Source organism: Flavobacterium frigoris (assembly GCF_900111075.1).
GTDB classification, from domain to species: domain Bacteria; phylum Bacteroidota; class Bacteroidia; order Flavobacteriales; family Flavobacteriaceae; genus Flavobacterium; species Flavobacterium frigoris.
Map to the genome: position 1 here is coordinate 507,462 of NZ_FOFZ01000002.1, position 14,391 is coordinate 521,852.

General features: G+C 34.6%; 12 protein-coding genes. 5 read left to right on the forward strand and 7 right to left on the reverse strand.

The window, feature by feature from the left end; genetic code table 11:
* Positions 1-49 precede the first annotated feature (49 nt).
* Positions 50-2,719 carry a T9SS-dependent M36 family metallopeptidase gene (locus tag BMW63_RS05385; RefSeq protein ID WP_074721964.1) on the reverse strand — a complete coding sequence of 890 codons (2,670 nt, stop codon included), beginning with the start codon at positions 2,717-2,719 and terminating at the stop codon, positions 50-52.
* Between the two features lie 107 nt (positions 2,720-2,826).
* Entirely contained in the window at positions 2,827-4,173 is a 1,347-nt protein-coding gene (locus tag BMW63_RS05390) for a deoxyguanosinetriphosphate triphosphohydrolase (RefSeq protein ID WP_074721966.1), read from the reverse strand.
* 235 nt (positions 4,174-4,408) lie between these two features.
* Here BMW63_RS05390 and BMW63_RS05395 point away from each other — a divergent pair, with 235 nt between their 5' ends.
* Both BMW63_RS05395 and BMW63_RS05400 read left to right on the forward strand, forming a co-directional pair.
* A complete protein-coding gene (locus BMW63_RS05395) occupies positions 4,409-5,473 on the forward strand; it encodes a flavin monoamine oxidase family protein (protein WP_074721968.1) in 1,065 nt (354 codons plus the stop codon).
* 203 nt (positions 5,474-5,676) lie between these two features.
* Positions 5,677-6,411 carry a hypothetical protein gene (locus BMW63_RS05400; protein WP_074721970.1) on the forward strand — a complete coding sequence of 245 codons (735 nt, stop codon included), beginning with the start codon at positions 5,677-5,679 and terminating at the stop codon, positions 6,409-6,411.
* 99 nt (positions 6,412-6,510) lie between these two features.
* Here BMW63_RS05400 and BMW63_RS05405 read toward each other — a convergent pair whose 3' ends face one another.
* The 5 genes from BMW63_RS05405 to BMW63_RS05425 all read right to left on the reverse strand — a co-directional run bounded on the left by BMW63_RS05405 (position 6,511) and on the right by BMW63_RS05425 (position 12,669).
* On the reverse strand, positions 6,511-7,011 hold the full coding sequence (locus tag BMW63_RS05405; protein ID WP_074721972.1) for an RDD family protein: 501 nt from the start codon (positions 7,009-7,011) through the stop codon (positions 6,511-6,513).
* 316 nt (positions 7,012-7,327) lie between these two features.
* Positions 7,328-9,751, reverse strand: coding sequence for a ribonucleoside-diphosphate reductase subunit alpha (locus BMW63_RS05410; RefSeq protein ID WP_074721974.1), 2,424 nt, complete (start codon positions 9,749-9,751; stop codon positions 7,328-7,330).
* Positions 9,752-9,973: 222 nt separating this feature from the next.
* Complete coding sequence (locus BMW63_RS05415) at positions 9,974-10,951, reverse strand: ribonucleotide-diphosphate reductase subunit beta (protein WP_074721976.1); 978 nt, start codon at positions 10,949-10,951, stop codon at positions 9,974-9,976.
* Positions 10,952-11,212: 261 nt separating this feature from the next.
* Positions 11,213-11,779, reverse strand: a complete 567-nt coding sequence (locus BMW63_RS05420) for a DUF3109 family protein (RefSeq protein ID WP_074721978.1) — start codon at positions 11,777-11,779, stop codon at positions 11,213-11,215.
* An 86-nt stretch (positions 11,780-11,865) separates the two neighbouring features.
* Positions 11,866-12,669, reverse strand: a complete 804-nt coding sequence (locus tag BMW63_RS05425; protein WP_074721980.1) for a hypothetical protein — start codon at positions 12,667-12,669, stop codon at positions 11,866-11,868.
* 159 nt (positions 12,670-12,828) lie between these two features.
* Between BMW63_RS05425 and BMW63_RS05430 the strand changes: the two genes are divergently transcribed.
* From BMW63_RS05430 to BMW63_RS05440, 3 genes are all read left to right on the forward strand, one after another.
* Entirely contained in the window at positions 12,829-13,404 is a 576-nt protein-coding gene (locus tag BMW63_RS05430; RefSeq protein WP_074721982.1) for a MarC family protein, read from the forward strand.
* Positions 13,405-13,527: 123 nt separating this feature from the next.
* Complete coding sequence (locus BMW63_RS05435; RefSeq protein ID WP_074721984.1) at positions 13,528-13,731, forward strand: hypothetical protein; 204 nt, start codon at positions 13,528-13,530, stop codon at positions 13,729-13,731.
* A 2-nt stretch (positions 13,732-13,733) separates the two neighbouring features.
* The gene (locus BMW63_RS05440; protein WP_074721986.1) at positions 13,734-14,339 is read left to right on the forward strand and encodes an FAD-dependent oxidoreductase; all 606 of its coding nucleotides are present in this window, start codon (positions 13,734-13,736) and stop codon (positions 14,337-14,339) included.
* Positions 14,340-14,391: the final 52 nt, after the last annotated feature.

A 14,391-nucleotide genomic window follows, 5' to 3' on the forward strand; every position in this document is an offset into this window, starting at 1 on the left:
AAGTCGGTTGGTAAATAATACCAACCGACTTTTTTTAATGTAATTCGGATTAATTTAAAATAATTTTTTCAACATAGTTTAAAGAATCTCCATTAATTTTTAAAATATAAATCCCAGGGTTAAGATGACTTAAATCAATACTTTTCTGACTTTTAAAATCTTCATTTTTAGCACCATAAACTTGTCTTCCAGTAACGTCTATTACTTGAATATCCACTTTACCAAAGTATTGAGTTACTCGAACATTTATTAGCCCATTAGAAGGATTTGGAAATACTTTCATCACATCATCACTATCAAAATTACTGACCCCTAAAGTGCAATTAGGGCCTGCTAAAGAAGGAGTACTAAAATCCTCCACTTGATCATTACCCTTATTTCCATCTCCCGCAGATGCAACTGCACCTAATCCTCTGGCTGCAAAAACCTCCCAAATCATACAATAATCTTTACCGCCAGTAATTGCTTGATCGGCTGCTATAATTGCATCACGCCCACTCACAAAAGTTGGACTACAGGGTTGCATTTTGATGCCATCGATAACTATTTGCATTAACTTATTATTACCACCAGTACCAGTATATTTATTATCATTGTATCCATATTTATCAATATAAGCCCATGTTAAATCCCACAACATTGTAGCCCAAACGGACCCTATCCCGTGAACTGAAGTTTTCTCCAATCCGTCACTGCCAGTATACTGAAACTTGTTAGTATTATTATAAGTCATTGGATTTATAGTTATATCTGTAGAATATGGATAACTTCTGATTCCAACACCATCCGTCGCTTGATTTGAAACAAACGTTCCAATTCCTCTTTTCGATTTCCCCGAATCTCCAGGTTTTATCTGCATCATAAGTGCAAACCAATCTGACCAACCTTCACCCATTTGATCCGTATTATTCAAACAGTTGGAGTTGTTAGCTCCACCAGCTAAACGGGTAGAAATACCATGTCCATATTCATGTGCAATCACTCCATTGTCAAAATCTCCATCTGTATTTACAAATGACGAAGCTTGCACTTGTAGTTTGACATTAACAGCCTGCGTTTTCATTTCATTAATAATTAATTCCCCTATTTCTCTCGTCATACTTATAACAGGAATAGCGATAGTCGCATCTGCTCCAGACATTCCTATAGTCCCATCAACATCATTTACAACAATGACAGCTATTGCACCTGCATCCTGTGCTGCTTTTGATTTAAGAACAAAACTGCAAGTTCCTCTTCTCAATATAACAATTTTACCATTCATCGCAGCTGAATTTACGGGTCTTTCACATCCATCAGACTGTCCTGCACTATCAAGAAATAGCACTAAGTCTGACTGGATAAAATCAGGTGCAGTTGGCAGTCCCACATAACCTGGATCAAATGAATTTTGTCTACCCGGATAATTTCCGGCAATAATACTCGGAGAATTCACAGTAACAGGCCTATTTTCGGGAGATTGATCCCATAAAAACATTTGTATCCTACCGTTTTTCCCATCCACTGGAGCAGAAAAATTTGCATTGTTGATACTTTTTGGATTCGATAAAGATCCATCTTGGGCATCTGCAAAAACATAATCTAAACCGACTCCTCCTTTACCATAATTATTATTTTGAAAATTCCCGTTTTTCTCCGTAAACCCATATTGATACCAAATGTCATGCATTACATTATTCATATAGAATAAGTTTGTTGTGGAAGCATTAATGTATGATGAAGCATCAACATCACGGCCTCCGTAAAGAAAATCAAATTCTAAAAGCTGACCTCCTTCAGGACTATAACCACTATCTGAGTTATTTCCAATAAGATCCTCTTTAGCCCATACATTATTCCCTCTAGTATACGTATATTCGGCACCAGCCAATCCATCAGTATCATGCCATCCATAAGGGGAAGCCACCCTATTTTCAGGATTTAATATTAATTTACTATCAATATGATTGGGACTTTCATAGTTAAAAGGAATTACACGGTAAGCGCCTCCCAATAGCGTTGAGGAAGCTGGTGAAAATAGCTGCTTATATGAATTGTCAAACGAAACAATTGACCTAGTATTTTTTTCGTTCTCTTTAGAAAAAACATTTTGTTTGTCAAATTCACATGAAATAACAAAATCATTTTTTTCTAACATGCTTCCATTCAAAGCATCAATTCTAACACTCCAAATATGATCGTGCTTAGGCGTGTCAATTATAAGATCCCAAGCCAAAATTAAATTTTCATTTATAGATTGATGATAAACTAAATTTGCAATTACGGGCTCTTCAAACGCTAATCCCTTGCTGATTTTAAATTTATTTTCACCACTTTTCTCTATAATGGAAAATAAACCAGAGTGTGTCATACCTAACAAAAAATAAGCTTTTGACAACGCATCAAGAGCAGAAAGCGTTGGTTTCAAGGAATTTACTTTACGCGACACGTTAGATATAAATTTCTTTTGAGCATCAACTACCTTCCCCTCTTTAATTGAGAAATTAGAAACTGCTCTAAAAATTTCAATTCCATTATATCGTTGAACTACATAACAATAGTCGTTTTTTGTACTAGCAGAACTCCCTTCGCTTTGAATAACCCAATCTTGTACATCATTTTTAGAAAGCCCCAATTTAGCACTATTCGTACTTAAATAGTTTTGAATGATTTCCTTATTTGATTGCGAAGAGGATACAAAGGAAATAAACAAAAAAGTTAACAAGGTAAATTTTTTCATAAGCTACAGTTTCTGCATTTTTTATTATTTAGCGCCGCAAACATAATTATTTATATTTAATTTAACAATTAAGAGTTAATATGTTTACTATTTAACTTTAAAAATAATTAATCCTTTTTCTTTCCATTGATAGTTTCAAATAACTCTAAGGCATTTCCATCTGTAAGTAAGGACACAAAATGACAGATATGAAGCAATCTTTCATACAGATCTGCTTTTTCGTAATGGTGTTTCTCCGGCAGTAATTTTAAAATTAACGCATCATAATTAGATGCATTTCCATTATACTTGTTATCGTAGGCCGTTATAAATTTATCCAACAAAGTTTGGATAATTTGGTAACCCACAATCTCTTTTTCGATAACTTCCCGACTCTGATAAATATTGTTCACACTAATGCTGATGATATCATCCATTTGTGCTTTATACTTACTCTTATCAGTTAACGCAAACGGAAATTTTCCGTTTAAAATGGCTTCCTCGTTGTCTATGAAAACTTTTACTGCATCATTAATCAAACTACCGATTGCCAAAGCACGCAAATAACTAATGCGATCTTCCTTAGTAGTAAGCGTTTTATATTTGGAAGTATCAATGCTGTCTTTAACTAATTTAATCAAATATTCTAAAGCAAAATCCTCTGAGACTAATCCTAAATTTATTCCGTCTTCAAAATCAATAATGGTGTAACAAATATCATCTGCAGCTTCTACTAAATAAGCAAGAGGATGTCTTTCAAAACCAATATTGTCTCCAGACTTATTCGGAATCATTCCCATATCACGAGCCGCTTCTTCAAAGAATTTTTTATCAGTTTGAAAGAAACCGTATTTTTTATCAGCAATATTTTTAGTTGGCTTTTTAGGCAAACTTTCTTTTGGGTATTTCATAAAAGCACCAAGAGTGGCATAAGAGATTCGAAGACCGCCCTCTATTCCGGGACGACTTGCAGTCAAAACCGCAAACCCATTGGCATTTCCTTCAAAATCAATTAAATCCTGCCATTGTTTTTTAGACAATTTATCTTCGTATTTTTTTCCGTTTCCAATAGAAAAATACTCCCCGATAGCTTTCTCGCCAGAATGTCCGAAAGGTGGATTCCCAATATCATGCGCCAAAGATGCAGCAGCAACAATAGCTCCAAAATCATTCATGTGATACCCATGAACTTCTTTTAAATGTGGATACTTTTCAATTATTTTCTTTCCAACTAATCTTCCTAATGAACGACCCACAACCGAAACCTCTAAACTATGTGTCAAACGCGTGTGTACAAAGTCGGTTTTTGAAAGTGGAATTACCTGTGTTTTATCTTGTAGACTTCTAAATGCCGCAGAAAAAATAATACGGTCATAGTCTACTTCAAAACCCAAGCGGGTATCATCTTGCTCTATACGCAATCGTTTGCTTGTGTCGCCTTGTCTTTTTAGTGATAGAAGTTGTTCCCAGTTCATACTGTCTTTTTCAAATTTGAATAATTGGATTATTTTTCAAAGATAAAGAAATAGCAATAACATAAAATAGCTTTTAATTGTTTTATAAACGGATGTGTGAAAACAAAAATCGAAACAGCATCTGCACACAAGCATGTACTAAAACGTACTATAGTGGTATTTGATAATATGATTGCTAAAAAGTATCTTATAGACAAACAGATTGTATTTTTACGCGCAATTTCAAAAGAAAAAAATGACTAAAAAAATCACCATACTTGGCGCTGGATTAAGCGGATTATTAACCGCTTACCACCTACAAAATAAAGACTTTGATATCGAAATTATTGAAGCTAGAAACCGCATTGGCGGGCGAATCCACACTATAAATTCTGATACCGCTCAAGTAGAAATGGGTGCGACTTGGTTTAATGAGATTCATGTTAATTTCAAAAATCTCTTAAGCGAATTAGAGCTGGGTTATTTCGAACAATTCATGCAAGGCACTTCCTATTTCGAACCATTTTCAGCTGCACCAGCACAAGAGATCCAGATTCCACAAAATAGTCCGAGTTACCGAGTTGTAGGCGGAACAAGCCAACTTATCGAAACCTTAAAATCTAAATTGACTGATGTTCCAATTCATTTAAACGAAGTAGTTTCTAACATCGATTTTGACAATGAGAAAATAAAAATTACAACTCCAAACAAAATATTCGAAACTGATTATGTGATTTCGACTTTGCCGCAAGCGTTGTTTGCAAATGATATTAACATAAATCCTCCACTGCCGCAAAAACTAACAGATATTGCTAAAAAAACGCATACTTGGATGCAAGATTCTATTAAAATTGCCTTTGTTTACGATGACCCTTTTTGGCGCAACAAGAATTATTCAGGTACTTTATTTAGTAATGTGGGCCCGATAACGGAGTTTTACGATCAATCCAATGCGGCGTTGAACAAATTTGCTCTTTGTGGCTTCATCAGTTCCGGAATGGAAATGTACACTCAGGAAGAGCGATTAGAAAAACTAAAAATACAATTAGAGAAGATTTTTGGTCAGGAATCGCTCAACTTTACGTCTTATCATGAAACGGTTTGGGCAAAGGAAACAGCCACTAAAAGCGCGAAGCAAATAGGATTTATGTATCCACATCAAAACAATGGACATCCTTTATTCCGAGAATCTTATTACGATAATCGGTTATTTTTTGCTGGAACCGAAACCGCTAATCAATATCCAGGTTATATGGAAGGCGCTGTAATAGCTGCCAAAAATACCGCCGAAACTATTTTAAAATTACAAAGTAAGGTCTAGCATAAGATTACAAAAACCATTTATATAGTGTTGCTGCTATTTTCAATAGTTTGCGATTTATTTATCATCAATGTAGTTGCAAAGGGTTTAGCTTTAATAAGATAGGCCCTGTGTAATATACTAACAAATTAAGAAAGATCCAGTTCAAATGATCCTATTTCATTATATTTGAGAGGGAGTTCAAAACAAAACAATTTTAAATAATGAAAAAAACATTCAAAATAATTGGCACTATTATTCTTGTCCTTATTATCGCGCTCGTAGCCTTTTTATATTTCACGAGTAAACCACTACCGCAAGGTGAAAAAGGAATAAAAGCCGAAGCGCTTACGGATAAAATTCAACAAGCAATCAATCAAAAAGCCTGGGACTCGATCGTAGCAGTTGCCTTTACCTTTAAAGGAAGCCATCATTATCTGTGGGACAAAAAACGCAATTTGGTTCAAGTGCAATGGGATCATAAAAAGGTAATTTACAACAATCAAACTTTAGAAGGTGTTGCTTATGAAAATGACAAAAAATTGGCTGATACTGATAAAACAAAAGCTATAAAACAAGCGAATGATTCTTTTAATAATGATTCTTTCTGGCTTATTGCTCCGTTCAAATTACGGGACGCTGGAACAACTCGAAGTATTGTAATGCAGGACAATCAGGAAGCTTTGATGGTTACCTACGCTACTGGCGGTAGCACTCCAGGCGATTCTTATCTTTGGTTAGTCGATCAAAATTATGTTCCTAAAGTCTGGAGACTTTGGGTTAGCATTATTCCCGTGGGCGGACTAGAAACAAGCTGGGAAGATTGGAAAACATTTCAGAACAATGTCAAAATTGCGACAAGCCATAAAGGGTTAATTAATTTGAAACTACAAAATATTAAAATCGGAAAATCGATTGAAGCCATTAATAATGGTGTAAATCCATTTACTGAGTTGTAAATTTTAAATAATACCTGTTAGTATAAAATTTGAAGAGAAAATAATACGGCGTCACTATAATCAAAAGCCCTAGTACCTTATACGTACTAGGGTTATTAATTATTCTGTTTTTCTAAATTCTTCTGGGTTATTAAAAAACCCTCTACTTTTTGACAACTTCTTCTTTTTGACCACGTACGTATCCGAAAAAGTATCATGCCAACCGCGGGGAATCGCTCCTAAAAAGGAAAAAGGCTCAAATGGAATAAACCTGCAGAGCGTGCGTATCACTAACGTTTTTATATCTGGTTTTACGCCATCCTTATTAACTACAACCGTTTTGGTAATTAGTTGCGCGATGGTTCTGGAAAAGTAGATTTCAGTAAGGCTATAATAGAGCAGCATGATAAATATGCTATAAAGTACGATTTCTCCTTTGGACATCGTCTCGACCCAAGTAGAAACCGCAAACTTACTCGCAGCATCAGCAATCAGGATAATAGAAGTCCCAATGCTCAGTATGATAATATAAAGGAATACTAAATCAATACTAAAATTAAGAAATCGCTGTCCCCGTGTAGCGAGTAAATCATCCGTAATTGCAAATCTTGTATTTTTCATATTATCAGTATTTTTAGCTAACAAAAAGAATAAACCCACAGCTTAATCTACTCAAATATAAGCAATTAATATTAAAATATTAATCAGAATATTCATTATTACGAGTTTGTCATTAGTCCTTAAACACAATTTTAACAACTATATTCATAGCCCTGATTGCAGTGAAAATCCTTTTTATTTTTTCTTTAAAAATAAAAAGATTGTAACGGAAAGCGGGACACGAGCGAAGCGAACTGACGAAGTAAACTGCTCCTAAAAATAAAACAGCTACCAAAAAATTGATAGCTGCTTCATTTACTTTATTCTATTTTCTAATTTACGATCCACACATTTCACAATCATCTGGACCAGCATTTTTAGCTAGTTCGATCATTGCTTTGTATTCATCTGCTGTCATCTCTACTGCCGCTTCCACAGCAACCGGAGTTGCTACTGGCGCTGGTCTAGACATTACTTCGATTGGCTCTGCTTTTTTATCATTGTTCAATGTAAATTTAATCGCATCAACTGCCGCTTTTGTTCTTAAGTAATACATTCCCGTTTTCAATCCAGACTGCCATGCATAAAAATGCATTGACGTTAGTTTTGAATAATTGGCATTTTGCATAAACAAGTTCAATGATTGCGATTGATCTACAAAATAACCACGATGACGTGACATATCGATAATATCTTTCATTGACATTTCCCAAACTGTTTTATACAATTCTTTCAAGTCTTGAGGAATATTTAAATCTTGTACTGATCCGTTATTTCTCATCAATTCTTGTTTCAACGTTTCATTCCACAAACCAAGCTCAACTAAATCATGCAATAAATGCTTGTTTACCACAATGAACTCTCCGGATAATACACGACGAGTGTAAATATTAGAAGTATAAGGTTCGAATGCTTCGTTATTTCCTAAAATTTGAGAAGTTGAAGCGGTAGGCATTGGTGCAACTAATAATGAATTACGAACTCCGTGCTCCATTACCTCTTTTCTTAACGATGCCCAATCCCAACGGCCTGATAATTCCTCATCTTTCATTCCCCATAAATTGTACTGGAATTCTCCCTGAGAGATTGGCGATCCTTTAAATGATGAATAAGGCCCTTCCACTTTTGCCATTTCCATAGAAGCGGTTACAGCAGCAAAATAAAGTGTTTCGAAGATTTCTTGGTTCAGCTTTTTAGCCTCATCAGATGTAAAAGGCAAACGCAACATGATAAAAGCATCTGCTAATCCTTGTACTCCAAGACCTACTGGTCTGTGACGTAGGTTAGAATTTTCTGCTTCTTTTACCGGATAGTAATTTCTATCAATAACTTTATTCAAGTTTTTGGTAACGCGTTTTGTTACATTATAGAATGCTTCGTGATCAAACTTACCATTATCCACAAACATGGGTAATGAAAGTGATGCTAGATTACAAACCGCTACCTCATCAGGAGAAGTGTACTCCATAATCTCTGTACACAAGTTTGACGAACGTATCGTTCCTAAATTCTTTTGATTTGATTTGCGGTTTGCCGCATCTTTATATAACATGTAAGGCGTTCCAGTCTCAATTTGAGATTCTAGAATTTTCTCCCACAATTCTTGTGCTTTAATTGTTTTTCTTCCTTTACCAGCTTTTTCGTAATCAGTGTACATTTTTTCAAATTCTTCACCATATACATCATACAATCCGGGACATTCGTTAGGACACATCAACGTCCAATTACCGTCTTCCTGAACTCTTTTCATAAACAAATCAGAAGTCCACATTGCGAAAAATAAATCTCTCGCACGCATTTCTTCTTTTCCTGTATTCTTTTTTAAATCCAAGAAATCAAAAATATCTGCATGCCAAGTTTCGATATAAATAGCAAAACTACCTTTACGTTTTCCTCCCCCTTGATCTACGTAGCGTGCCGTATCGTTAAAAACTCTCAACATAGGAACGATTCCGTTAGAAGTTCCGTTTGTACCACGAATGTACGAACCTGTAGCACGTACATTGTGAATAGAAAGTCCTACTCCTCCGGCAGATTGCGAAATTTTAGCCGTTTGTTTCAACGTATCATAAATCCCATCAATACTATCATCTTGCATTGCTAAAAGGAAACAAGAAGACATTTGAGGTTTTGGTGTTCCTGAATTAAATAATGTTGGTGTTGCATGCGTAAAGAATTTTTTAGACATTAAATCATAGGTCTCTAAAACCGACTCTAAATCATCTAAGTGAATCCCAACAGAAACACGCATTAACATATGTTGTGGTCGCTCTACAATTTTCCCGTTTATCTTAAGCAAATAAGAACGTTCTAATGTCTTGAATCCAAAATAATCATAGTTAAAATCTCTATTATAAATGATATGCGAATCTAAAAACTCAGCGTTTTCCTGAATTACTTTGTAAACATCCTCAGCAATTAATGGAGCGTATTGTCCATTTCTCGGATTTACATATTCAAACATTTCGGTCATTGTTTCCGAAAATGATTTTGTTGTATTGGAATGCAAATTTGAAATCGCAATTCTCGCTGCCAATTGTGCATAATCCGGGTGCGCAATAGTCATCGAAGCTGCGGTTTCAGCTGCTAAATTATCTAATTCTGACGTAGAAACTCCATCATAAAGTCCTTCAATTACTCGCATTGCCACTTTAACGGCATCCACTAAATCATTCAAACCATAACATAGTTTTTTAATTCTATCTGTTATTTTGTCGAACATTACTGGCTCCTTGTGGCCATCTCTTTTTACTACGTACATACTTTTGTTTGTTTTTAAAAACAGTAAATCCCTTCGCTGTTTCTGGTTATTTGTTATTTAATTTTTGCCACTAGAGCGCTAAGGCACAATGTATTTATGCTTTAGTATTTCATCTCCGATAGCCGTAAAGACACGAAGACTTAAAGTTTCTATTATTATAGTTTTTCTGCTAAAACTAAGCTTTCAATTTACTTTGCAACCTAATTTCTTTGCTTCTAAAAATTAAAAGTCTGCGTCAAAAGATATTTTTTGAGCATCACCATCAGTGTTCATCACACCAGATTTTTGATATTCGGCTACTTTCTTTTCAAAGAAATTTGTTTTTCCTTGAAGCGAAATCATATCCATAAAATCAAATGGATTTGTAGTATTGTATTCTCTGTCGCAACCCAATTCAACTAACAATCGATCAGCAACAAATTCTAAGTATTGCGTCATCAAGACCGCATTCATCCCTATTAAACTTACCGGAAGTGACTCTGTAATAAATTCTCTTTCTATATTTAAAGCATCTACAATAATGCTTCTAATTCTTTCTTTTGGAACTTTATTAACCAAGTGGTGGTTATGTAAGTGTACCGCAAAATCGCAGTGAACTCCCTCATCACGAGAAATCAACTCGTTAGAAAAAGTTAATCCTGGCATTAACCCTCTTTTCTTTAACCAGTAAATAGAACAAAATGCTCCTGAGAAGAAAATCCCTTCAACTGCTGCAAAAGCAATTAATCGCTCTGCAAAAGAATCAGATTCTATCCATTTCAAAGCCCAATCTGCTTTTTTCTTAATAGCTGGAAAAACTTCCAAAGCATTAAACAAATCATCTTTTTCAGCCTCGTCTTTTACGTAGGTGTCAATCAACAACGAATAGGTTTCACTGTGAATATTTTCCATCATAATTTGAAAACCATAAAAGAATTTGGCTTCAGCATATTGTACTTCATTTACAAAATTTTCCGCTAGGTTTTCATTTACAATTCCGTCTGAAGCGGCAAAAAAAGCAAGAATATGTTTCACGAAATATCTTTCATCATCGTTCAACTTATTATTCCAGTCATTCAAATCTTGGGACAAATCGATTTCTTCAGCAGTCCAAAAACTAGCTTCCATCTTCTTATACCATTCCCAGATATCATGATGCTTGATGGGAAAAATTACGAATCGATTTTTATTCTCTTGTAATATTGGTTCAATTTGCGACATTGTTGTTTGTTTTATTTTGATGTTTTAAAGAATTTTTATGCGTTCTGGGGATTACAAAGATTGTAAAATATTGCGATAATTAAAAGCCAAACTTATCCACAATCGGCCATAGTTTTTAACAAACATGAAAAAACAGAACGTTTTTCATGAAATCACAAATTACTAATAATCAATAGATTAAATTTATCGATGCTCGCTAAAGCACCGTAAAACATAGGGATTTAAAAACAAATCGCGATAAAAAAAGGCGATTTTTCGGAATTACTTTTTTAGCTCTTCGGCGACTTTCTCAAGTTCCAAGTACCAGTCTTCGCCAAACCTTCTAACCAAAGCTTCTTTGACGAATTTATAGATTGGAACCTCAAGTTCCTGACCTAAAGAACAGGCTGGATCACAAATATCCCATCTGTCATAATTAACAGCAGCAAATTCAGTGAAATCTTTTACACGAATTGGGTATAAATGACAAGAAACAGGTTTTTTCCAGTGTATTTCTCCTTGATTGTAAGCTTGTTCAATACCACAAAGTGCTGTTTTGCCATCATAGATTACATAAGCGCAATCTTTGTCGTCAATCAGTGGCGTTTCAAGGTCACCGTCTGTACCCACTATCGAAGTTCCTTGAGCCTCAATAACCGCAATCCCCTCCTTTCGAAGGAACGGTTTTACCTTTGGATATATTTCCTCTAAAATTTTTGTCTCCTCGAGACTTAGTGGTGCTCCGGCATCACCGTTAACACAACAAGCCCCTTTACAGGCTGTTAAATTGCAAACAAAATCTTTACTTAAAATATCTTCTGAGACGATGGTCTTACCTAGTTGAAACATTCTACAAAGATATTCAAAGATATTCAAAAAAGCACCTCAGCAAATCATAAATTTGAAAACAAAAACGGAAAAGATTGAAAGACAAACTACATAAATATATAATCTACTTTATTAAATGTATTTGTTTTTTCAACCAAGCTAACACACTTCATCGTGGTAACTACCCCTTTATTTTTTAAATCCTTCATACTCATAGTCATCATTAAAGGTTTATCTCCTACTTTGAAATAATTTTTCAAAGCATTTGGGGCTGTTTGCTTTTGTTGCGCTCTAAACAGGTCAGAAAAACTCACTTTAGCCTCATTAGTATAATAAAAAACCATAATAAACTTCTCACTTGTAGCTTCAATTCCTCTACAATTATAACCCATTATTGTTTTATCCGGAAGTGCTTTATATGAAAACTCGTCGCTATCATTTCCTTTTTCTATCATTTCAGAATATTCAGGCATTTTAGAAGCCATGGCCATATTTCCTTTTTCACCCTTAAAAGTGCTAATCATAAACCTGTTTTTGCTGTCAATCACCATAAACATACCTCCTGCATCCTGCATTTTAAAACCAAAATATTCTGCATTAGGTTCCAGTAAATAATCCACAACCATCGCTTTGTTATTGTCACTTTGAATTTCTAAAGAATATTCCCAACTAAACGGATAAGAATTAGGAATCAATGAAACATCTATTTTATTCTTTCCATGTACCATTGCCATCACATCATCATTCAAAATCCCCTCTTTATGCTCTACCGTTACACTATCTTTGCGAACTACTTTTGCAGCTACATTATCTTGAATTTTTTTTGATAATTTTTTCAAAATCTGCGCTTCCGAAGTAGTAATAAAAAATAACAACAACACTATACTAAAAACCCGAGCTATCTGTTTCATGACTATAAATTTTAAATTACAGTCAAATTTACGACTTGATTTTCAAACAGTTACATTAATTTAAAAGAAAAATGCCAGAATTAGAGTCAGAATTACAATTAAAAACTAACATAGCTGTCAACTAAATTTAATACTTTTGCAATAAATAAAAAAAACGTTATGCAATTAGATATAAGGGAGATAATTACTGTTGGAATGGTACTTTTTGCTGTGATTGATATCGTGGGTTCTATTCCCATAATCGTTGACCTGCGATCCAAATTTGGCCATATTGAATCTGAAAAAGCTTCTTTAGCCTCTGGTTTTATTATGATTGTTTTCCTTTTTGTGGGTGAAGAACTTTTAAAACTAATTGGTATCGACGTGAACTCATTTGCGGTCGCTGGTTCCTTTGTTTTATTCTTTTTAGCATTAGAAATGATTTTAGGAATTCGTATTTATCGTGATGAGGAAGCCAGCTCTGCCTCTATTGTTCCTCTTGCATTTCCATTAATTGCGGGAGCCGGAACAATGACCACTTTGCTGTCGCTAAAATCTCAATTTCACACCATAAACATCATTATCGCAATCATTTTAAACATTCTTTTAGTTTATATCGTACTAAAATCATCTTCTAAAATCGAGAGAATGCTTGGAAAAGACGGATTAGGGGTTGTTCGCAAGACTTTTGGGGTCGTTCTTCTCGCAATCGCTGTTAAATTATTCGCTGCTAATGTTAAAGGTTTGTTTGTATAATATTTTTTTTTATAAATTTACCCTCTAATGTAGCCTGTAAATATAATCTGATTTTTCCGGAATATGTTTTAATTAAACTACTCCTCAAATCTTTTTTACGACTCAGGTATAAAATTCCATATTATGAAAATCTTTACTAACATTTTAGTGTTTTTAGCTTTGGCACTTATTATTTTTAATATTACATTGCTAGATTTCAATCATCCATTTCAAGGAGACAGTATGGTAGCATCGGTTGGAATCGGAGCTTCGTTCTGCGCTGTGTTAATTCTTTTGATTTTTAGAATGTCTAAAAAAATTGAAGAAAAGATGAACGATAACCTATAACTATGTTTGACGTTTTGATTATTGGTGGTGGCGTTTCTGGAATGTCATGTGGCCTTGTATTAGGGTCTGCAAAAAAGAAACTATTTGCAACCGAAAAAGAAATTGGAATTTTCACCCATCAAAAATCATCCTCTCTCCAAGAAGCTATTTTTAATAATGCCTATGGAATTCCTTCCGCAACATTAGGCTCAGATTTGCTAGTACAAAGTATAAAGCAACTATCTCAACTCTATCCTCATATCGCTCAAATACCAAGTGAAAAAGTCTTGAAAATTGAAGGACAATCTCCAGAATTTATCATAATAACAAACAAAAACACTTACAAAACTAAAGTAATTGTAGTCGCTATTGGCGCGGCAAACACCTTTTCAATTGAAGGACTAATGCAGTTTGTCGAGCCGCATCAAAAATCACTACCCGAAAAAGAAAGAATTCAATTACACAATATTGATCACAAAATTACCGAAGGCATTTACGTAGCGGGAACTCTAGCGGGATGGAGAAGCCAACTTGCCATTGCCGCCGGAAGTGGCGCCGCAGTAGCAACAGATATTCTTACGTTATGGAATCACGGAACTCAAACACATATTCACGACAGTATTCGATAAAGCACCTTTAATTATTCGGAAATAATGTTAGTTTTACCTTTTTTACAAAACA